Genomic DNA, 20,075 nt, shown 5'->3' with positions numbered 1-20,075 from the left:
GCCAGGAGACGTTTCATGCTGCCAAAGACTGCGACTGCCCGAAATATGTTCGCCATCGTGGCGGCCGGCGTTGCCACCACCGTCGCGACGGCGGGCGTTCTGCTCTGGCTGTCCTATCGGGCGGTGGAGGAGCGGTCGATCTCGGAAATGGTCAATGCGGCCGAGGCGAGCGCCGGCAAGGTCGAGACCTACTTCGCGCAGGTCAAGGCGCTGAGCTGGAACATGCGCTCGGCGCTCTATGCGATGAAGGCATCCGGCGCGCCGAGCCGCGAGACGATGAACGGCGTCTTCGACCGCCTCATGGCCGATAATCCCTTCGCGCTCGGCGTCAGCACCGGCTGGGAGCCGAACGCCTTCGACGGCAAGGACGAGGAATACAAGAACCAGCCGGGCCACGACGCCACCGGCCGCTACATTCCCTATTTTGTACGCAGCGAAGGCAAGGTGGGCATGGAGGCGCTGGTCGACTACGACAAGCCCGGCGCCGGCGACTATTATCAGGTGCCGAAGGCGACCGGGAAGGACTTCCTGACCGAACCCTACAGCTATGCCATCGGCGGCAAGAACGTGCTGATGACCTCCTTCATGGTGCCGCTCCTGTTCGATGGCAAGTTCCAGGGCGAGACCGGCGTGGACATCGCCCTCGATGCGCTTGCCGCCGACATGGCGCAGTTGAAGCCGCTCGGGGAAGGGTATGTCGCCCTTCTCAGCCAGGGCGGCAGCATCATCAGCCATCCCGACCAGTCCGTGCTGGGCAAGGCCCTCGCCGATTCCGGCCTCGACGCCACCGCCTGGCAGGCGATGATCGACAATCCGGAAAAGGCGATGGAGATCACCGACGCCAACGGCGTCGCCTCCATCGCGGTCGCCGTGCCGGTGCCGCTTGTGCCGGGCACCACCTGGTATACCGTGGCCTCGGTGCCGAAATCCGTTCTCTTCGCCAGCCTGTCGACGCTTGCCGCGACCTCCATCGTCGTCATCGCGATTGCGGCCGGCCTGATGATTTCCATCGGCTGGCTGCTGGCGTCGCGCTTCCGCAAGCGGCTCGACAAGGTCATCGTCGCAACCAGCGAGATCGCGCGCGGCCGCACAGATGTCGACCTTTCGGAATCCGAACGTCAGGACGAGATCGGCGAGATGGCCCGCTCGCTCGCCGTGCTGCGCGATGCGACGCTCGCCAAGGTGCGGCTGGAAGGCGAGGCGGAGCAGAACCGCGCGCTTTCCGAAGAAGAGCGACGCCAGCGCGCCGAGGAGGCCGCCGAGCGCGAGCGGCAGACCCGGGCCGCCGTGGGGGCGCTGGCCGAGGGCCTGCAGAAGCTTGCCGACGGCGACATGACGCACCGCATCCACGAGGCCTTCGCCGGTTCGCTCGACGAGGTCCGCCACGATTTCAACGCTTCGGTCGAGAAGCTGCAATCGGCGCTGCGTTCCGTGGGCACCAATGCCAATGCCATTCAGGCGGGCTCGGCCGAAATCCGCTCGGCCTCCGACGATCTGGCCAAGCGCACCGAGCAGCAGGCGGCTTCCGTCGAGGAAACCGCCGCCGCGCTGGAGGAGATCACCACCTCGCTCAAGGACGCCACCAAGCGGGCGGAAGATGCCGGCCAGCTCGTCGAGCGCACCCGCCTCGGCGCGGAGAAGTCCGGCGCGGTCGTGCGCCGGGCGGTCGATGCGATGAGCGGCATCGAGACCTCCTCGCGCGAGATTTCCAATATCATCGGCGTGATCGACGAGATCGCCTTCCAGACGAACCTCCTCGCCCTCAATGCGGGCGTGGAAGCGGCGCGTGCCGGGGAGGCCGGCAAGGGCTTTGCCGTCGTGGCGCAGGAAGTGCGCGAGCTTGCCCAGCGTTCGGCGCAGGCGGCCAAGGAGATCAAGGCGCTCATCACCAAGTCGGGCGAGCAGGTGCATCTCGGTGTTGCGCTCGTCGGCGAGACCGGCTCGGCGCTGACGGAGATCGTCGATCAGGTGCAGGAGATCGACCAGAACGTTGCGGCCATCGTGCGCTCCGCCCGCGAGCAGTCGACGGGCCTCAACGAGATCAGCGCGGCGGTGAATTCCATCGACCAGGGCACGCAGCAGAATGCGGCCATGGTGGAGGAACAGACGGCGGCCAGCCATGCGCTGGCCACCGAGGCGGCGGCGCTGAACACGCTCATCGCGCAGTTCCGGCTGGGCACGGGTGCGGCCGCCGGTCGCCCGGTCGCAGCGTCCGCAGGAGAGCACCAGCCGGCCGCGTCCGGCGCAAGGGCGCTCGGCGGCAGGCTCGCCCGGGCGTTCGGCGGCGGACAGCCGGCCGCGGCAGCCACGGCCGCGCAGGACTGGGAAGAATTCTGATACCCGCTTGGGGTTTCGGACTGGAGGGCGGCCCGGCAACGGCCGCCCTTTTGTTGTGCAGAAGCGGCACAGATGTCCCGTTCTGCACAGCGTTTGCGCAACCCTGCCGGACGCATTGCAGATATTTTAAATTAGATATCTATTGAATAGCGCGGTTTTCCTGCAAATCCCGGGCGAGGCCGCAACTGGCACGGTTTCTGCTTTCTGAAGACAGGTCCAGAGGGGGCCGCATAGAAGCGTCCAACGAATGACGCTCCGGGCAAGCCGTCGTGCAGCAACCACGGAAACCGCAAGGATTTCCGGCTGCCGGCGGCTTTCCTGTCTGGTGCGGGCGGTGCGGCGTAGGTCCCTGAAAAATATGATTTTTCATATTTTCCGTCTCCGCCGTCTTGCCGATTGGCTTTTTGCGCGCAGTCCGCCACACTCCTCCACGGCACGCGCAACGCCAGATGGCATGGAGGCTTGCCAGTCTGCTCTTCGCAATATAATGAGGCCCCATATTAAATGGGGTTTCTGCAACAGTGGAGACGACGATGACCCGATCGGGTAGAATGATGCTGGCGGCGCTCCTGTTGTCCGCCACCGCCGCGCCGGCCCTTGCCGACGGCATGGCGCGCCCGGTGCGTACCGCGCCGGTGCATTTCGAGGAACGCGAACAGTCGATCACCATCACGGGCGAGGTTATCGCGCGGGTGGAGACGGACCTGTCCTTCCGCGTCGGCGGGCGCATCGTCGGCTGGTTCGTCGATGTCGGCGACGCGGTTCGGGAAGGCGAGGTTCTCGCGCGGCTCGACCCCGAGGAACAGAAGGCGGATGTAGAGGCGGCGGAGGCCGGCGTGCGCGCGGCGGAAGCGCAGTTGAAGCTCGCCCGCACGAATTTCGACCGCCAGAAATCGCTTCTCCACGATGGCATCAGCACGCAGCGCGACTATGATGATGCAGAGACCGCGCTGCGCACGGCCGAAAGCGCCCGCGAGGCATCGGTCGCCCAGCGCGATACGGCGCAGGAAGTGCTCTCCTATACGGAGCTGCGTGCGCCCGCCGATGGTATCGTCACCGCCCGGCTGGCCGAGACGGGACAGGTTGCGCAGGCGGCGCAGACCATGTTCACCATTGCCGACAACGGTCCGCGCGACGCGGTCTTCAACGTTTATGAATCGCTGTTCTTCGCCCAGCCATCCAAGGATGGCGTGACCGTCACGCTGCTCAGCGACGAGACCGTGCGCGCGACGGGCCATGTGCGCGAGGTCTCGCCGACCATCGACGCGCAGACCGGCACCGTTCGCGTCAAGATCGCCATGGACGAAACGCCGCCGCAGATGACGCTCGGCGCCTCCGTGGTCGGTGTCGGGGCGCTTGCGCCGCGTCGGGTCGCGGTCGTGCCGTGGCAGGCGCTTTCGGGTGTCGAGGGCAAGCCGGCGCTGTGGATCGTCGATAAGGCGAACAACACCGTCAGCCTGCGCCCGGTCGAGGTGCTGTCCTTCGAAACGGGCGCGGCGCTCGTGTCGGGCGGCATCGAGGAAGGGGAGGTCTATGTGGCCGACGGCACGAAGCTGCTGCGGCCCGGCCAGACGGTGAGCGCCAGCGCAGGAGAAGCCCAATGAGGATTTTCGTTCCGCTCGCCGTGGCCGTCATTGCCGCCATTGCGCTGACCGGCTGCAAGAGGGAAGAGGAAGCGGCCGCGCCGCCGCGTCCCGTCCTCTCCATGGTCGTGACGCCCACCGCGCTGCCGGGCACGCGCTTTGCCGGCACGGTGCAGGCCAAGGTGCAGGCCGCGCTCGGCTCGCGCGTCGCGGGCCGCCTCGTCTCGCGTAGCGTCCATGTCGGCGATCTCGTTCGCAAGGGCGACGAACTCGCGGTGCTCGACGCCACCGCCTTCGAGCTGGCGGTGCGCTCGGCGCGCGCCGAGCTTTCCAGCGCCGAGGCGACCCTTGCCAGCGCCATCGCGGTCGAGGAGCGGCAGAAGACGCTGCTCCAGTCGAACGCCGCCGCCAAGGCGGCCGTCGAGAGTGCCGAACAGTCGCGTGCGGCGGCCGATGCCGGCCTCATCCGGGCGCGCACGGCGCTGGTGAAGGCCGAGGAGCAGCTTTCCTATACCCGCATTCTCGCCGAGTTCGATGGTGTCGTCGTCGCGACGGGCGCGGAAGTCGGCCAGACGGTCTCGCCCGGCGAGACGATCGTCACCGTCGCCCAGCCGGACGCCCGCGATGCGGTCGTCGATATCCCCGAGACGGCCGAGGCCATCGCCGCCGGTAGCCGCTTCACCGTCTCGCTGCAGATCAACCCCGCCATCACCGTGCGCGGCGTGGTGCGCGAGATCGCGCCGTCCGCCGATGCGGCCACCCGCACGCGGCGCGTCAAGATCGCGCTGGAGAACCCGCCGGATACCGTGCGTCTCGGCACGACCATCACGGCCGAGCTGGAAGGGCCGGACCTGACGGCGCTCATGGTGCCGGAAACGGCCGTGCTCATGAAGGACGGCAAGCCGCATGTCTGGCGCGTCGACGAGGCCAAGGGCGAGGTGCGCCTGACGGCGGTCGAGACGGGCGCGGCCATCGGCCGCTTCCTGCCGGTGACGAGCGGCCTGAAGGAAGGCGAGCGTATCGTCACGGCCGGCGTCCACAGCCTTGAAGAAGGCCAGAAGATAACGATCGAAGACGAGGCAAGCCTATGAAGAAGTTCAACCTTTCGGACTGGGCGCTCGATCATGCGTCGCTCGTCTGGTACTTCATGCTGGTCTTCGCGCTGCTTGGCTTCTTCGCCTACCAGAACCTTGGCCGAGAGGAGGACCCCTCCTTCGTCATCAAGACGATGACGATCAGCGCGGCCTGGCCCGGCGCCTCCGTCGAGGAGACCACGCGGCAGGTGACCGAACGCATCGAGCGCAAGCTGGAGGAGCTGGAATCGCTCGATTTCAGCCGTTCGATCACGACGCCCGGCCAGACGCTCGTCTTCGTCAACCTGAAGCCGACGACGCGCGCCCGCGACGTGGCGCCGACCTGGCAGACCGTGCGCAACATGATCAACGACATCCGCGGCGAGTTTCCGTCCGGCGTCGTCGGCCCGGCCTTCAACGACCGCTTCGGCGACGTGTTCGGCAATATCTACGCCTTCACCGCCGACGGCCTGACGCCGCGCCAGCTTCGCGACTATGTGGAGGACGCCCGCACGCGCATCCTCACCGTGCCGAATATCGGCAGGGTCGAACTCATCGGCGCACAGGACGAGGTGATCTATCTCGAATTCTCGACGCGCCAGCTTGCCGCGCTCGGCATTTCGACCCAGCAGGTTGTCGCGACCCTTCAGGCGCAGAACGCCATTGCGCCCTCGGGCGTGGTGCAGGCCGGCGGCGAGCGCGTCAGCGTGCGCGTCGGCGGGCAGTTCACGTCGGAAGACAGCCTTCGCGACGTGAACCTTCGCGTCAACAACCGCTTCTTCCGCCTCAGCGACATCGCCACCATCACCCGCACCTATCAGGATCCGCCGTCCGCGCTCTTCCGCTTCAACGGCGAGCCGGCGATCGGCCTTGCCATCGGCATGAAGCAGGGATCGAACCTGCTGCAGTTCGGCGCGGCCGTGGAGAAGGAAATCGAGCTTCTGTCGCACGAGCTGCCGGCCGGGGTCGACGTGCATCTCGTCTCCGACCAGCCGAAGGTGGTGGAGGAGGCCGTCTCCGGCTTCACGCGCGCGCTGTTCGAGGCCGTCGCCATCGTTCTCATCGTCAGCTTCGTCAGCCTCGGGCTGCGCGCCGGCCTCGTCGTCGCGCTCTCCATTCCGCTGACGCTCGGCATCACCTTCGTCTTCATGTATTACGACGCCATCTCCCTGCAGCGCGTGTCGCTCGGGGCGCTGATCATCGCGCTCGGCCTTCTCGTCGACGATGCGATGATCGCCGTGGAGATGATGGTGGCGCGGCTGGAGGCGGGGGATTCGCTGCGCAAGGCCGCGACCTATGTCTACACCTCCACCGCCTTCCCGATGCTCACCGGCACGCTGGTGACGGTGGCGGGCTTCATCCCGATCGGCCTCAACAACAGCGCGGCCGGCGAATTCACCTTCAGCCTCTTCGTCGTCATCGCCATCTCGCTCGTCGTGTCATGGGTGGTCGCGGTGATCTTCACGCCGCTGCTCGGCGTCACGATCCTGCCGAAGAGCATGAAGAAGCATCATGAGGAGAAGGGCTGGTTCGCCCGCGGCTTCGCGCGCATCCTCGACACGTGCATGCGCTGGAAATGGACGACCATCGCCGCGACCGTGCTGATCTTCCTCGGCTCGGTCTTCGGCATGGGCTTCGTGCAGCAGCAGTTCTTCCCGTCCTCGGACCGGCCGGAACTCGTCATCGACTGGGCGCTGCCGCAGAATGCCTCCATCGCCGAGACCAATGCGCAGATCGCAAGGCTCGAGGAGGAGAAGCTGAAGGGCAATCCCGATATCGAGCGCTGGTCCTCCTATGTGGGCGAGGGCGCGGTGCGCTTCCTGCTTTCCTTCGATGTGCAGCCGCCGTCGCCGGCCTTCGGCCAGACGATCATCGTCAGCAAGGACCTGGAGGCGCGCGACCGGCTGCGGGCCGACCTTCAGGATTATCTGCGCAAGACCTTCGTCGGCACGGATGCGCTGGTGAAGCTGCTCGACATCGGCCCGCCGGTCGGCCGGCCGATCCAGTACCGCGTCACGGGGCCGGATATCCAGCAAGTGCGCGCGCAGGCGCTCGCCTTCGGCGAACTCCTCGGCAAGAACGGCCATCTGGGCGATATCGTCTACGACTGGAACGAGCCGGCCCGCGTGGTGAAGGTCGACGTGCTGCAGGACAAGGCCCGCCAGCTCGGCGTCACCTCGCAGGATATCGCCTCGGCGCTGAACGGCGTCGTCGGCGGCACGACCGTCACGCAGATCCGCGACGACGTCTATCTGATCGACGTCATCGGCCGCGCCAAGCCCTCCGAGCGGGAATCCATCGAGACGATCCGCCAGATACAGCTTCCCACGGCGAACGGCACCTCCGTGCCGCTCGCGGCGGTGGCGAACTATCGCTACGAGATGGAGCAGCCGGTCGTCTGGCGGCGCTCGCGCCAGCCCACCATCACCGTCAAGGCGAGCATTGCGGACGGCGTGCAGCCGGCGACGGTCGTCTCGCAGATGGACAAGGACGTGGCCGTTTTCCGCGCGGCGATGCCCTCCGGCTACAGCGTCACGGTCGGCGGCACGGTGGAGGAAAGCGCCAACAGCCAGGCGCCCATCGTCGCGGTCGTGCCGCTCATGCTCTTCGCCATGGCGACGATCCTGATGCTGCAATTGCAGAGTTTCTCGCGCCTGTTCCTCGTCTTCGCGGTCGCGCCGCTGGCGTTGATCGGGGTGGTGATCGCGCTTCTGGGCAGCGGCGCGCCGCTCGGCTTCGTCGCCATCCTCGGCGTGCTGGCGCTGATCGGCATTCTGATCCGCAACTCGGTGATCCTCGTCGTGCAGATCGAGGATCTGCGGCGCGAGGGCATGCGGGCCTGGGATGCCGTGCGGGAGGCGACCGAGCACCGCATGCGCCCGATCATGCTGACGGCGGCGGCGGCGAGCCTTGCGCTCATCCCCATCTCGCGGGAAGTGTTCTGGGGACCGATGGCCTATGCCATGATGGGCGGCATCATCGTCGGCACGGTGCTGACGCTGCTCTTCCTGCCGGCGCTCTATATCGCATGGTTCCGGATCAAGCCGAGAGAGGATGCGCCGGTACCCGAGCCGGAACCGCTTGCGGCGACCTGAGCCGAAGACGAATGGCCCCGCCGCATGGCGGGGCTATTTCGTTTTCCACCCCGCGCGCGCCGCGATGAAGTTCGGATTGGCGAAATCCGCGTCGTGCGGCTGGTTGCGCTTGCCATAGGCGAGGGGCGCGCCGTTAAGCGTGCGCGTCTCGCCGCCGGCGGCGCGCAGCACGGCGTCGCCGGCGGCTGTATCCCATTCCATCGTGCGGCTGAAACGGGGATAGACGTCGGCAAGACCCTCCGCGACGAGGCAGAATTTCAGCGACGAGCCGATGGCGGTGCAGGCGTTAATGCCGTGATCGTCGAGGAAACGCGCCGTTTCCGGGGTATCGTGCGAGCGGCTGGCGACGGCGGTGACCGCCGCGCTACGGCCGCGACAGCCGATGGACTGCCGTTCGCCGATGCCGGAATCACCCGTCACAGAGAAACGCTCGGCGCGGTTCGCGACGGCGACGAACCCGGCCGACAGCGCCGGGGCGAAGACGATGCCGGCCACCGGCGCGCCGGCCTCGATGAGGGCGATGTTGACGGTGAACTCGCTGCGGCCGGCGATGAACTCCTTCGTGCCGTCGAGCGGATCGACGAGGAAGAACAGGCCGGCCGAGATATCGGGCACATGGCCGGCCGCGACCGCCTCCTCGGCAACGATGGGGATGGCGGGAAAATGCTGCCGCAGGTCCGCGAGGATCAGCCGCTCGGCCTCTTCGTCCGCCTCGGTGACGGGAGAGCTGTCGGGCTTGATCTGCACGTCCGGCCCGGCGCGATGAATGGCCATGATCGCCCGGCCGGCCGAAAGGGCGGCGGTTTCCATGACCTGTTTGAGCGTCGCGGGATCGGGCTGCATTCCTATGGCTTAGTCGTGGGGCGGCGTGAAAGCAAATGCGCCGTTCGGCCGAGCATGTGGAAAGAGTGCCGCTCGCGGGGCCTGCGACGATGCCGCGCCTTGCCGTTTGTGCGGCATATGCGAATGTGGGGGAACTGATCCGGGATTTCGCATGCGCTACTCCGCCCTCTCCATCTTCAAGCAGGCCCTTGCCGGCAATCTCGGCTGGAAACCCGTCTGGCGCGAGCCGGAGCCGAAACCGCATTACGATGTGGTCATCGTCGGCGGCGGCGGGCACGGGCTGGCGACGGCCTATTATCTCGCCAGGGAATTCGGCATCCGCAATGTGGCGGTGGTGGAGAAGGGCTATCTCGGCTCCGGCAATGTCGGGCGCAACACGACCATCGTGCGCTCCAACTACATGCTGCCCGGCAACGAGCCGTTCTACGAATTCTCGCTGAAGCTCTGGGAAGGGCTGGAGCGGGAGCTGAACTACAATGTGATGCTGTCGCAGCGCGGCATCATCAGCCTCTACCACAACGACGGCCAGCGCGATCACTATACCCGGCGCGGCAATGCGATGATGATGGAGGGTGTTGCGGCCGAGCAGCTCGACCGCGAGACGCTGAAAAAGATGCTGCCCTTCCTCAATTTCGACCATGCGCGCTTTCCCATTATCGGCGGCCTGCTACAGCGGCGCGCGGGCACGGCGCGGCACGATGCCGTCGCCTGGGGCTTTGCCCGCGGTGCCGACCGCCTGGGCGTCGATCTCATCCAGAATTGCGAAGTGACCGGCATTCGCCGGGAAAACGGCGTCGTCACGGGTGTCGAGACGACGAAAGGCTTCATCGGCTGCAACAGGCTGGCCCTTGCCGCCGCCGGCAACAGCTCCCGCGTCGGCGAGATGGCGGGGCTGAAGCTGCCGCTGGAAAGCCATGTGCTGCAGGCCTTCGTGACCGAGGGGCTGAAGCCCTGCATCGATCACGTCATCACCTATGGCGCGGGCCATTTCTACATTTCCCAGTCCGACAAGGGCGGGCTGGTTTTCGGCGCGGAGATCGACGGCTATTCCTCCTATGCGCAGCGCGGCAACCTTGCGACGGCGGAGCATGTCATGGAGGAGGGGGTGACGATGATCCCCGGCCTGTCCCGCGTGCGGGTGCTGCGCGCCTGGGGCGGCGTCATGGACATGTCGATGGACGGCTCGCCGATCATCGACCGCACCTCCATCGAAAACCTCTACCTGAACTGCGGCTGGTGCTACGGCGGCTTCAAGGCGACGCCCGCCTCCGGTTTCTGCTTCGCGCATCTGATCGCCAAGGGCGAGAGCCATCATGTGGCGCGCGCCCTGCGGCTCGACCGGTTCGAGCGCGGTTTTCCCATCGACGAGGCGGGTGCCGGCACCCAGCCGAACCTGCATTGAGCTGAGCCATGGCGAGCCTGATATCCTGTCCGCATTGCGGCACGCGCCCCAAGGAAGAGTTTTCCATCCGCGGCGACGCCGCGCCCGTCCGCCCCGCGCCGTTGGCTGCGGACGAGGTCTGGCACGATTATGTGCATCTGCGCGCCAATCCGCGCGGGCGCATCCGCGAACACTGGCAGCATGTCGCCGGCTGCCGGCGCTGGCTGGTGGTGGAGCGGGACAATTTCACCCATGAGGTCTTCGCCGTGCTCGATGCCGCGGCGGAGCGGGGAGGCGCGCAATGACCGCCTATCGTCTCGCCTCGGGCGGCCTCATCGACCGCAGCCATGCCGTGCGCTTCTCCTTCGACGGGACCAGTCTCACTGGCCATGCCGGCGACACGCTGGCCTCGGCCCTGCTTGCCGGCGACCGGCTGCTCGTCGGCCGCAGCTTCAAGTATCACCGTCCGCGCGGCATCGTGACGGCAGGCCCCTCCGAGCCGAATGCGCTGGTCACCATCGGCAGCGGCGCACGGCGCGACCCCAACACCAAGGCGACGGTCGCCGAGCTTTACGACGGCCTCGTCGCCACCAGCCAGAACCGCTGGCCGAGCCTCGCCTGCGATATCGGCGCGGCGAACGACCTGATGTCGCGCTTCTTCTCGGCCGGTTTCTACTACAAGACCTTCATGTGGCCCGCCGCCTTCTGGGAAAAGGTCTACGAGCCGCTGATCCGCCGCGCCGCCGGCCTCGGGCGCACGGCGCTGCCGCCCGATCCGGACAGCTACGAGAAGAGCTGGGCGCATTGCGACCTGCTGGTCGTCGGCTCCGGTCCTGCGGGGCTTGCGGCGGCGCTGGTCGCGGCGCGGTCGGGCCTGCGCGTCATCTTCGCCGAGCAGGATTTCGTGCTCGGCGGCGCATTGCTGTGCGAAACGACGCCGCTGGACGGCGAAGCGCCCTATATCTTCGCCCGCCGCGCGGTGGACGAACTCCAGAACAGCCCGAACGTCACCCTCCTGCCGCGCACCACCGTCTTCGGCTGGTACGACGACAATGTCTTCGGCGCGGTGGAGCGGGTGCAGAAGCATGGCGCGGCCATCGACACGGCAAAGCCGGTGGAGCGCCTGTGGCGCATCGTGGCGAAACACGCGATCCTTGCGACGGGCGCGGAAGAGCGCCCGCTGGTCTTCGGCGGCAACGACCGGCCGGGCATCATGACGGCGAGCGCCGTCAGCGCCTATGCCAACCGCTTCGCCGTCGCCGCCGGCAAGTCGGTCGCCATCTACACCAACGGTTCCTCCGGCTACCGCACGGCGGCGGACCTTGCGGCGCAGGGCGTCGGCATCGCCGCGCTCATCGACAGCCGCACGGAGGCGGCCGACAGCGCCCCGGAAGGCGTCCGGCTTATTCGCGGCGGCTCCATCGTCGATACGAAGGGGCGTCATCGCATCCGCTCCATCGTCGCGGATCGCGGCGGCTTCGAGGAACTGATCGCCTGCGACGCGGTGGCGATGTCGGGCGGCTGGAGCCCCGTCATCCATCTTGCCTGCCAGCGCGGCGGACGGCCGGCCTGGTCGCCGGCCTTGCAGACATTCCTTGCGCCGGACGCCGGCCCGGGCCTTGCAATGGCCGGGGCGGCGGCGGGGCGCTACCGCCTTGCCGACTGTTTCGAGGACGGCGCGCGCAGGGCGTCAGCCTTCGTGGAAGCGCTCGGGCGGCCGGTCGCGGAATTCGCGCCGCCCGCCATCGGCGGAGAGGCCGACCCGTCCTTCACGGCGCTCTGGCATGTGCCGGGGGGCAAATCCAAGGCCTTCGTCGATTTCCAGAACGACGTGCACACCGGCGATCTCGGCCTTGCCGTGCGCGAGGGCTTCGGCCATGTCGAGCACGCCAAGCGCTATACGACGAGCGGCATGGCGACCGACCAGGGCAAGCTCGGCAATGTCAACGCCATCGGCATCCTTGCCGCCATGCGCGGCGTCAGCCCCGCCGAGGTCGGTACGACCACCTTCCGGCCGTTCTACACGCCCGTCTCCTTCGGCGCGCTGGCCGGCACCGCCGTCGGCGAACATGCCATGCCCGTCCGCCGCTCGCCGCTCCATGGCTGGGCGACGGCCAACGGCGCGGCCTTCGTCGATTCCGGCCTGTGGTATCGTCCGTCCTGGTTCCCGAAAACGGGGGAGAGGACCTGGCGGGAAAGCGTCGACCGCGAAGTGCGCGCCGTGCGGGAAAAGGCCGGCCTTTGCGATGTCTCGACGCTCGGCAAGATCGAGGTCTTCGGGCCGGATGCCGCCGAATTCCTCGACCGGCTCTATTGCAATCCGGTCCTCCGGCTGCCGGTCGGCAAGGCGCGTTATGGCCTCATGCTGCGCGAAGACGGCATGGTCTATGACGACGGCACCGTGAGCCGGCTGGCGCAGGAGCATTTCCTCGTCACGACCACGACCGCCATGGCGGCCGGCGTGCTGTCGCATATGGAATTTGCCGCGCAGGCGCTCTGGCCGGAGCTGCGGGTGCGCTTTCTCTCCGTCTCCGACCAATGGGCGCAGATGTCGCTTGCCGGGCCGAAGGCGCACGCCATCCTGCAGGCCGTGGTCGAGGACGACGTTTCCAACGCGGCCTTCCCGTTCCTCGCCGCGCGCGAAGTGCGGCTGAAGGGCAATCTCAAGGCGCGGCTCTTCCGCATCTCCTTCTCCGGCGAGCTTGCCTATGAGCTGGCTGTGCCGGCGGGATACGGCGAGGCGGTGGCGGATGCGTTGATGCGTGCGGGCGAACCGCACGGCCTCTGCGCCTACGGCGTCGAGGCGCTGAACGTGCTGCGCATCGAGAAGGGACATGTGACCCATGCCGAATTCGACGGCCGCGTGACGCCGGACGACGCCGGCCTCGGGCGCATGATGGGCGCGTCCAAGCCGGATTTCATCGGCAAGCGCCTTTCCGCCCGCTTCGGCCTGACCGCCGCCGACCGTGCGCAGCTCGTCGGCCTGCGGGCGCTGGAGGCCGAGCAGGATCTGCGGGCGGGCGCGCATCTGCTCAAGGACGGCGCCAAGCCCTCGACGCTGAACGATCAGGGCTGGGTCAGCTCCGCCTGCTTCTCGCCGACGCTCGGCGGGCACATCGCGCTCGCCTTCCTCAAGTCCGGCCGCGAGCGCTATGGCGAGAAGATCGTGGTGTGGGACCGGCTGCGCGGCGTCGAGACCATGGCGGAGGTCTGCAACCCGGTCTTCGTCGATCCGGAAAACCGCAAGCTGACGACGTGAGGTGAGGGCGATGGCTTACGATTATCAGGCGGCGCATGCGCTGGACGGCACCATCGGGGCGATCTCCGAGCATCGGGCGAATCATCTGGCCGTCCACCGCGCGCCGGCGCTCGCCGTGGTGCTGGCCGCGCCCGGCCACTCCGCGGAGGTCGCGGCCCTTCTTGCTGCGGAGGGCACGGTCGAGGCCCGTTTCTGCGGGCCTGGCGAATGGCTGGTGCTTGCGGAAACGCATGCGCCGGAAACGCTTGCCGCCGAACTCGACGCCCGGCTCGGCGCGCGCGCCCATGTCTGCGACCAGAGCCACGGGCGGGTCGTCCTCACGCTCAGCGGTCCCGATGCGGCCCGCATCCTGGCGAACGGCATCGCCGTCGACCTGCATCCCGACGCCTTCCCGGTCGGCCGGGCGGCGAACGTCCGCTGCAATCATCTTGCCGTCAATCTCGCCCGGACCGGCGAGGCGCGTTTCGATCTCGTCGTGGCCCGCAGCTTCGCGCAGGCGCTGGTGGACGACCTCAAGACGATGGCCCGCAGCCACCATCTGTCGGTGGATTTCGCCACGCGCTGAAACCGGCCTGGGCCGCCCGCCGCACCTGTCCCGAAATGGGACGGGTCCTTGCGACTTTCGTGCATGTTTTTGGGCAAAAGTGCCGATTCTTCCGCCCATTTTTTGGTTTCCATGGCGTTAAAGGCGTCATTCGGCGCTTCTTTCCAAAGAAATTGTCGATCCGGGCTTTTTGGGCTTCCCTTTTGCATCGAAAGCGGTATGGAATCCGCATTGTCCAAACAAGCTCGAAAAGAGCGACAAAAACAAGAGATGCGGCCCATCAGGAACTGCATCCGGGGGATTTATATGGAGTACTTCGTCCAGCAGCTCGTCAACGGGCTGACGCTTGGCTCGATTTATGGTCTGATAGCCATCGGCTACACCATGGTTTACGGCATCATCGGCATGATCAACTTCGCCCATGGCGATATCTTCATGCTCGGCGGATTTGCCGCTCTCATCACCTTCCTCGTCCTGACCAGCGTGTTCGTCGGCCTTCCGGTCGTCATCCTGCTCCTGGTCATGATCGCCGCCGCGATGCTCACCGCATCGCTGTGGAACTGGACGATCGAGAAGGTCGCCTACCGGCCGCTGCGCGGATCCTTCCGCCTCGCGCCGCTGATCACCGCCATCGGCATGTCGATCGCGCTGTCGAACTTCATCCAGGTTACCCAGGGCCCGCGCAACAAGCCGATCCCGCCGCTGGTTTCCTCGGTCTACAACGTCTTCGGCATCGCGATCTCGCTCAAGCAGATCATTATCATGGTGCTGACGGTCGTGCTGCTCACGACCTTCTGGTACATCGTCAACAAGACCTCGCTCGGTCGCGCCCAGCGCGCCACCGAACAGGACCGCAAGATGGCGGCGCTGCTCGGCATCGACGTGGACCGCACGATCTCCGTGACCTTCATCATGGGCGCCTCGCTCGCCGCCGTCGCCGGCACCATGTACCTGATGTACTACGGCGTGACCGTCTTCACCGACGGCTTCATTCCGGGCGTCAAGGCCTTCACGGCTGCGGTTCTGGGCGGTATCGGCTCGCTGCCGGGCGCCGTTCTCGGCGGCCTGCTCATCGGCCTCATCGAGAGCCTGTGGTCCGCCTACTTCACCATCGACTACAAGGACGTCGCGACGTTCTCCATCCTCGCCATCGTCCTGATCTTCAAGCCGTCCGGTATTCTCGGACGACCGGAAGTCGAGAAGGTTTGATTTCATGTCCAACATTTCCAACACCCATGAGAGCGCCGGCGGGAACCTGACGGCGCGGGCTCTGCGCGAGGGCTTTTTTGCCGGCCTCGTCTCGCTCGGCCTCTTCGTTCTCTTCGTCGGTCTCGAGACCACGCAGAACATCCGCAACGAGCTGGTGCTGAACCAGCGCTGGGGGCTGCTCGCGATCTTCGTGATCATCGCCGCCGTCGGCCGCTTCCTGTCCGTCGCCTATCTCGGTCCCTTCCTTGCCGCCCGCAAGGCCGCGGGCGCCTCGAAGGCCGGCGCGGACACGGAAGAGAGCTTCTTCAAGCGCAATTTCAGCAAGATCGCCATCGTCGCGCTGCTGTTCTATCCGCCGCTGATGATGATGCTCTTCGGCGTGCAGGGCTCGCTGAAGTGGGTCGACAATTTCGGCATCCAGATCCTCATCTATGTGATGCTGGCCTGGGGTCTGAATATCGTCGTGGGCCTCGCCGGCCTGCTCGACCTCGGCTACGTCGCCTTCTATGCGGTGGGCGCCTATTCCTACGCGCTTCTGTCGCAGCAGTTCGGCTTCTCCTTCTGGGTCCTGCTGCCGCTCGCCGGCATCCTCGCCGCCTTCTGGGGCATGATCCTCGGCTTCCCGGTGCTGCGCCTGAAGGGCGACTACCTCGCCATCGTGACGCTCGCCTTCGGTGAGATCATCCGCCTCGTCCTCATCAACTGGACGGAAGTGACCAAGGGCACCTTCGGTGTCTCGGGCATTCCCAAGGCTTCGGTCTTCGGCATCTGGTCCTTCGACGTCAGCGCGCCGAACAACTTCGCCAAGGCCTTCGGCCTGCCGATGTCCTCGGCCTACTACAAGGTGTTCCTGTTCTATCTCATCCTGGCGCTGGCCCTGCTCACCGCCTATGTGACGATCCGCCTGCGCCGCATGCCGATCGGCCGCGCCTGGGAAGCGCTGCGCGAGGACGAGATCGCCTGCCGCTCGCTCGGCATCAACACGGTGACGACCAAGCTGACGGCCTTCTCCATCGGCGCGATGTTCGGCGGCTTCGCCGGCTCCTTCTTCGCCGTGCGCCAGGGCTTCGTTTCGCCGGAAAGCTTCGTGTTCCTCGAATCGGCGATCATCCTCGCCATCGTGGTTCTCGGCGGCATGGGTTCGCTCGTCGGCATCGCCATCGCGGCGGCCGTCATGGTCGGCGGCACGGAGCTGCTGCGCGAGATGACCTTCCTCAAGGCCATCTTCGGACCGGACTTCACGCCGGAACTCTACCGCATGCTGATCTTCGGCCTCGCCATGGTCGTGGTCATGGTCTGGAAGCCGCGCGGCTTCGTCGGAAGCCGTGAGCCGACCGCCTTCCTCAAGGAGCGCAAGGCAGTCTCCGGCAGCTTCACCAAGGAAGGGCACGGCTGATGGCGACCCTGACGAATACGGTAGCGACGAATACGATGACGAAAGATCCCATCCTCAAGGTCGAGCATCTCTCGATGCGCTTCGGTGGTCTCATGGCCATCAACGACCTCTCCTTCGAAGCCTATCGCGGCGATATCACCGCGCTTATCGGCCCGAACGGCGCCGGCAAGACCACGGTCTTCAACTGCGTGACCGGCTTCTACAAGCCGACCATGGGCATGATCACCATGCGCCAGAAGGCGGGCAAGGAATTCCTGCTGGAGCGGATGACCGACTTCGAGGTCAACCGGGACGCCAAGGTGGCGCGCACCTTCCAGAACATCCGGCTCTTCTCGGGCCTGACGGTTCTGGAAAACCTGCTCGTAGCCCAGCACAACATGCTGATGAAGGCCTCCGGCTACACGGTTCTCGGCCTGCTCGGCATGCCGGCCTACAAGAAGGCCGCGGCGGAATCGGTCGATATCGCCCGCTACTGGCTGGAAAAGGCCGATCTCATCGATCGCGCCGACGATCCGGCGGGCGACCTGCCCTACGGTGCGCAGCGGCGTCTGGAAATCGCCCGCGCCATGTGCACGGGGCCGGAATTCCTGTGCCTCGACGAGCCGGCCGCCGGCCTCAACCCGCGCGAGTCGCTCGCGCTCAACGAACTCCTGCGCTCCATCCGCAAGGACAGCGGCACGTCGATCCTGCTCATCGAGCACGACATGTCGGTCGTCATGGAAATCTCCGACCATGTGGTCGTGCTCGAATACGGGCAGAAGATCTCCGACGGCACGCCGGACCATGTGAAGAACGATCCGAAGGTTATCGCGGCCTATCTCGGTGTCGAAGATGATGAGGTCGAAGAGGTGATCGAAGAGATTGAAGACACGCAGGGAGGGCCGCACTGATGAGCGATACGCTTCTCAGCGTCCAGGGCGTGGAAACCTATTACGGTAACATCCGCGCGCTCGCCGGCGTCAATGTCGAGGTCAAGAAGGGTGAGATCGTCTCGCTGATCGGCGCCAACGGCGCCGGCAAGTCGACCCTGATGATGACGATCTGCGGCAGCCCGCAGGCCCGCACCGGCACCGTCATCTTCGATGGCGAGGACATCACGCGCCTGCCGACGCATCTCATCGCCCGCCGTCGCATCGCGCAGTCGCCGGAAGGTCGCCGCATCTTCCCGCGCATGACGGTGTTCGAAAACCTCCAGATGGGCGCGAGCCTCGACAATCTGAAGTATTTCAACGAGGACGTGGAGAAGATCTTCACGCTCTTCCCGCGCCTGAAAGAGCGTCAGGCCCAGCGTGGCGGCACGCTTTCGGGCGGCGAGCAGCAGATGCTGTCCATCGGCCGCGCGTTGATGGCGCGTCCCAAGCTGCTGCTTCTCGACGAACCGTCGCTGGGTCTCGCCCCGCTGATCGTCAAGGGCATCTTCGACGCGATCAAGGTGCTGAACCAGACCGAGGGGCTGACCGTGTTCCTCGTCGAGCAGAACGCCTTTGCCGCTCTCAAGCTCTCCGACCGGGCCTATGTCATGGTCAACGGACAGGTGACGATGAGCGGTTCGGGCAAGGAACTTCTGGCCAATCCGGAAGTGCGCGCGGCCTATCTCGAAGGCGGCAGGCACTGAGACGGATCCGGTAGGGGAGACAAGAACAATGCAGGGAATTCTCTACGAAGAACCGTCGATCTGGCAGTTCCTCTTCATCACCGTCATCATGGGCGGCTGGACGGCGTGGCGCACGGGCAAGAGCGTTGCGGAAAACTGGCAGAACTACGGGACGCTGGTCGTCTACGTGCTTCTTCTCGGCGCGGCGATCCGCTTCATCCACCATGCGCTCTTCCACGGCACCATGGTGTCGCCGCAATACTATGTCGTGGACACTGTCGTGCTTTTGTTGTTTGCTACGCTCGGCTATCGCTACTATCGTACGCGGCAGATGACCAACAACTACTACTGGCTCTATGAAAAGGCATCGCCTTTTTCCTGGAAATCCAAGTAACCAGAGGGAACTCCGCAGCCGGTTTCCGGCTGCGGCATAAGGATATCGGCGCAATGAATGCGGGTGTTGCGACCGGTTGAAACCAACCCGCTATAAATTTTGGGAGTAACACAATGAAGAAGTCTCTCATGTCGGCTGTTGCTTTGGCTGCAATGGTCGCTTTCAGCGGCAGCGCCTGGGCCGACATCCTGATCGGCGTCGGCGGCCCGCTGACCGGCCCGAACGCTGCATTCGGCGCGCAGATCCAGAAGGGCGTCGAGCAGGCGGCCGCTGACATCAACGCTGCCGGCGGCATCAACGGCGAGCAGATCAAGGTCGTGCTCGGCGACGACGTTTCCGACCCGAAGCAGGGCGTTTCGGTCGCCAACAAGTTCGTTGCTGACGGCGTGAAGTTCGTTGTCGGTCACTTCAACTCGGGCGTTTCCATCCCGACCTCGGAAATCTACGCCGAAAACGGCATCCTGCAGGTTTCCCCGGCTTCCACCAACCCGACCTACACGGAACGCGGCCTGTGGAACACCTTCCGTACCTGCGGCCGTGACGACCAGCAGGGCGCCGTAGCAGGCTCCTACATCGCCGCCAACTTCAAGGACGCCAAGGTTGCCGTCCTGCACGACAAGACCCCGTATGGTCAGGGCCTTGCCGACGAAACCAAGAAGGCGATGAACGAAGCCGGCATCACCGAATCCATCTATGAAGGCGTCAACATCGGTGACAAGGACTTCTCCGCTCTCATCGCCAAGATGAAGGAAGCCGGCGTTTCCGTCGTCTACTGGGGCGGTCTGCACACCGAGTTCGGCCTGATGGAACGCCAGGCCGCCGACCAGGGCCTGAAGGCGACCTTCATGTCGGGCGACGGCATCGTTTCGAACGAGCTGGCCTCGATCGCCGGCGACGCCGTAGACGGCACGCTGATGACCTTCGCACCGGACCCGCGTAAGAACGAGTCCGCCAAGGAACTCGTAGAGAAGTTCCGCGCTGCCGGCTTCGAACCTGAAGCCTACACGCTCTACTCCTACGCCGCTCTCCAGGTCATCGCAGAAGCAGCCAAGGCTGCCGGCAGCAGCGACCCGCAGGCCGTTTCCGAAGCCATCAAGGCGAAGGGTCCCTTCAAGACCGCTATCGGCGAACTCGGCTTCGACGAAAAGGGCGACATCACCCGTCCGGACTACGTCATGTACACTTGGAAGAAGGGTGACGACGGCAAGTACACCTACGTCGAGAACCAGTAATCGGTTCACGGAACGGGCGGCGCATGCATGCCGCCCGGCCGCTTCGACTTTCAAGCCCGGCTTCGCGCCGGGCTTTTTCGTTTTGCCCGGCGGAAAACGGGAGCGCGCCCGATTTCGCGCTTGCGCGACGGCGCG

Annotated in this window: 15 protein-coding genes; 14 read left to right on the top strand and 1 reads right to left on the bottom strand. The window is 65.9% G+C overall.

What is annotated here, in order from left to right; genetic code table 11:
- Window positions 1-15: 15 nt before the first annotated feature.
- The 4 genes from K8M09_RS12880 (at window position 16) to K8M09_RS12865 (ending at window position 8,088) form a co-directional block, all read left to right on the top strand.
- On the top strand, window positions 16-2,337 hold the full coding sequence (locus K8M09_RS12880) for a methyl-accepting chemotaxis protein (RefSeq protein ID WP_160786357.1): 2,322 nt from the start codon (window positions 16-18) through the stop codon (window positions 2,335-2,337).
- Between the two features lie 533 nt (window positions 2,338-2,870).
- Window positions 2,871-3,941, top strand: a complete 1,071-nt coding sequence (locus K8M09_RS12875; protein ID WP_160786356.1) for an efflux RND transporter periplasmic adaptor subunit — start codon at window positions 2,871-2,873, stop codon at window positions 3,939-3,941.
- Window positions 3,938-5,011 (top strand): efflux RND transporter periplasmic adaptor subunit, encoded by a 1,074-nt coding sequence (locus tag K8M09_RS12870; RefSeq protein WP_160786355.1) that lies wholly within the window; start codon window positions 3,938-3,940, stop codon window positions 5,009-5,011. The genes K8M09_RS12875 and K8M09_RS12870 overlap by 4 nt, the downstream gene beginning before the upstream one ends.
- Window positions 5,008-8,088, top strand: coding sequence for an efflux RND transporter permease subunit (locus K8M09_RS12865; protein ID WP_160786354.1), 3,081 nt, complete (start codon window positions 5,008-5,010; stop codon window positions 8,086-8,088). Before K8M09_RS12870 ends, K8M09_RS12865 begins: the two co-directional genes overlap by 4 nt.
- Before the next feature lie 33 nt (window positions 8,089-8,121).
- Here K8M09_RS12865 and cysQ read toward each other — a convergent pair whose 3' ends face one another.
- Entirely contained in the window at window positions 8,122-8,931 is an 810-nt protein-coding gene (cysQ, locus tag K8M09_RS12860) for a 3'(2'),5'-bisphosphate nucleotidase CysQ (RefSeq protein WP_160786353.1), read from the bottom strand.
- Window positions 8,932-9,082: 151 nt separating this feature from the next.
- Between cysQ and K8M09_RS12855 the strand changes: the two genes are divergently transcribed.
- The 10 genes from K8M09_RS12855 (at window position 9,083) to K8M09_RS12810 (ending at window position 19,940) form a co-directional block, all read left to right on the top strand.
- A complete protein-coding gene (locus tag K8M09_RS12855) occupies window positions 9,083-10,333 on the top strand; it encodes a sarcosine oxidase subunit beta family protein (RefSeq protein WP_160786352.1) in 1,251 nt (416 codons plus the stop codon).
- An 8-nt stretch (window positions 10,334-10,341) separates the two neighbouring features.
- Entirely contained in the window at window positions 10,342-10,617 is a 276-nt protein-coding gene (locus K8M09_RS12850; RefSeq protein WP_160786351.1) for a sarcosine oxidase subunit delta, read from the top strand.
- The gene (locus K8M09_RS12845; RefSeq protein WP_160786350.1) at window positions 10,614-13,571 is read left to right on the top strand and encodes a sarcosine oxidase subunit alpha family protein; all 2,958 of its coding nucleotides are present in this window, start codon (window positions 10,614-10,616) and stop codon (window positions 13,569-13,571) included. Before K8M09_RS12850 ends, K8M09_RS12845 begins: the two co-directional genes overlap by 4 nt.
- 10 nt (window positions 13,572-13,581) lie before the next feature.
- Complete coding sequence (locus tag K8M09_RS12840; protein ID WP_160786349.1) at window positions 13,582-14,136, top strand: sarcosine oxidase subunit gamma; 555 nt, start codon at window positions 13,582-13,584, stop codon at window positions 14,134-14,136.
- A gap of 285 nt (window positions 14,137-14,421) precedes the next feature.
- Window positions 14,422-15,324 carry a branched-chain amino acid ABC transporter permease gene (locus K8M09_RS12835; protein ID WP_160786348.1) on the top strand — a complete coding sequence of 301 codons (903 nt, stop codon included), beginning with the start codon at window positions 14,422-14,424 and terminating at the stop codon, window positions 15,322-15,324.
- A gap of 4 nt (window positions 15,325-15,328) precedes the next feature.
- Window positions 15,329-16,720 (top strand): high-affinity branched-chain amino acid ABC transporter permease LivM, encoded by a 1,392-nt coding sequence (gene livM, locus K8M09_RS12830; protein WP_160786347.1) that lies wholly within the window; start codon window positions 15,329-15,331, stop codon window positions 16,718-16,720.
- Window positions 16,720-17,610 (top strand): ABC transporter ATP-binding protein, encoded by an 891-nt coding sequence (locus K8M09_RS12825; RefSeq protein WP_160786346.1) that lies wholly within the window; start codon window positions 16,720-16,722, stop codon window positions 17,608-17,610. The genes livM and K8M09_RS12825 overlap by 1 nt, the downstream gene beginning before the upstream one ends.
- Complete coding sequence (locus tag K8M09_RS12820; protein ID WP_380735078.1) at window positions 17,610-18,335, top strand: ABC transporter ATP-binding protein; 726 nt, start codon at window positions 17,610-17,612, stop codon at window positions 18,333-18,335. Before K8M09_RS12825 ends, K8M09_RS12820 begins: the two co-directional genes overlap by 1 nt.
- A gap of 28 nt (window positions 18,336-18,363) precedes the next feature.
- Window positions 18,364-18,708: a DUF6867 family protein gene (locus tag K8M09_RS12815; protein ID WP_160786345.1), complete on the top strand. Its 345-nt coding sequence runs from the start codon at window positions 18,364-18,366 to the stop codon at window positions 18,706-18,708.
- A 113-nt stretch (window positions 18,709-18,821) separates the two neighbouring features.
- Window positions 18,822-19,940, top strand: coding sequence for a branched-chain amino acid ABC transporter substrate-binding protein (locus tag K8M09_RS12810; protein ID WP_160786344.1), 1,119 nt, complete (start codon window positions 18,822-18,824; stop codon window positions 19,938-19,940).
- The last annotated feature ends 135 nt before the right edge of the window (window positions 19,941-20,075 follow it).

Origin of the sequence: Shinella zoogloeoides, assembly GCF_020883495.1 — a bacterium.
Taxonomy (GTDB): Bacteria; Pseudomonadota; Alphaproteobacteria; order Rhizobiales; family Rhizobiaceae; genus Shinella; species Shinella zoogloeoides.
The sequence above is the reverse complement of the archived record's forward strand: the minus strand, read 5'-3'. Positions and strand labels throughout refer to the sequence as shown.

Bases quoted from the DNA above. Each gene is read 5' to 3' on its own strand.
- K8M09_RS12880 (WP_160786357.1), top strand. From the start codon at position 16: ATGCTGCCAAAGACTGCGACTGCCCGAAATATGTTCGCCATCGTGGCG.
- K8M09_RS12825 (WP_160786346.1), top strand. From the start codon at position 16,720: ATGGCGACCCTGACGAATACGGTAGCGACGAATACGATGACGAAAGAT.
- K8M09_RS12870 (WP_160786355.1), top strand. From the start codon at position 3,938: ATGAGGATTTTCGTTCCGCTCGCCGTGGCCGTCATTGCCGCCATTGCG.
- K8M09_RS12835 (WP_160786348.1), top strand. From the start codon at position 14,422: ATGGAGTACTTCGTCCAGCAGCTCGTCAACGGGCTGACGCTTGGCTCG.
- cysQ (WP_160786353.1), bottom strand. From the start codon at position 8,931: ATGCAGCCCGATCCCGCGACGCTCAAACAGGTCATGGAAACCGCCGCC.
- K8M09_RS12815 (WP_160786345.1), top strand. From the start codon at position 18,364: ATGCAGGGAATTCTCTACGAAGAACCGTCGATCTGGCAGTTCCTCTTC.
- K8M09_RS12850 (WP_160786351.1), top strand. From the start codon at position 10,342: ATGGCGAGCCTGATATCCTGTCCGCATTGCGGCACGCGCCCCAAGGAA.
- livM (WP_160786347.1), top strand. From the start codon at position 15,329: ATGTCCAACATTTCCAACACCCATGAGAGCGCCGGCGGGAACCTGACG.
- K8M09_RS12810 (WP_160786344.1), top strand. From the start codon at position 18,822: ATGAAGAAGTCTCTCATGTCGGCTGTTGCTTTGGCTGCAATGGTCGCT.
- K8M09_RS12875 (WP_160786356.1), top strand. From the start codon at position 2,871: ATGACCCGATCGGGTAGAATGATGCTGGCGGCGCTCCTGTTGTCCGCC.
- K8M09_RS12855 (WP_160786352.1), top strand. From the start codon at position 9,083: ATGCGCTACTCCGCCCTCTCCATCTTCAAGCAGGCCCTTGCCGGCAAT.
- K8M09_RS12845 (WP_160786350.1), top strand. From the start codon at position 10,614: ATGACCGCCTATCGTCTCGCCTCGGGCGGCCTCATCGACCGCAGCCAT.
- K8M09_RS12840 (WP_160786349.1), top strand. From the start codon at position 13,582: ATGGCTTACGATTATCAGGCGGCGCATGCGCTGGACGGCACCATCGGG.
- K8M09_RS12820 (WP_380735078.1), top strand. From the start codon at position 17,610: ATGAGCGATACGCTTCTCAGCGTCCAGGGCGTGGAAACCTATTACGGT.
- K8M09_RS12865 (WP_160786354.1), top strand. From the start codon at position 5,008: ATGAAGAAGTTCAACCTTTCGGACTGGGCGCTCGATCATGCGTCGCTC.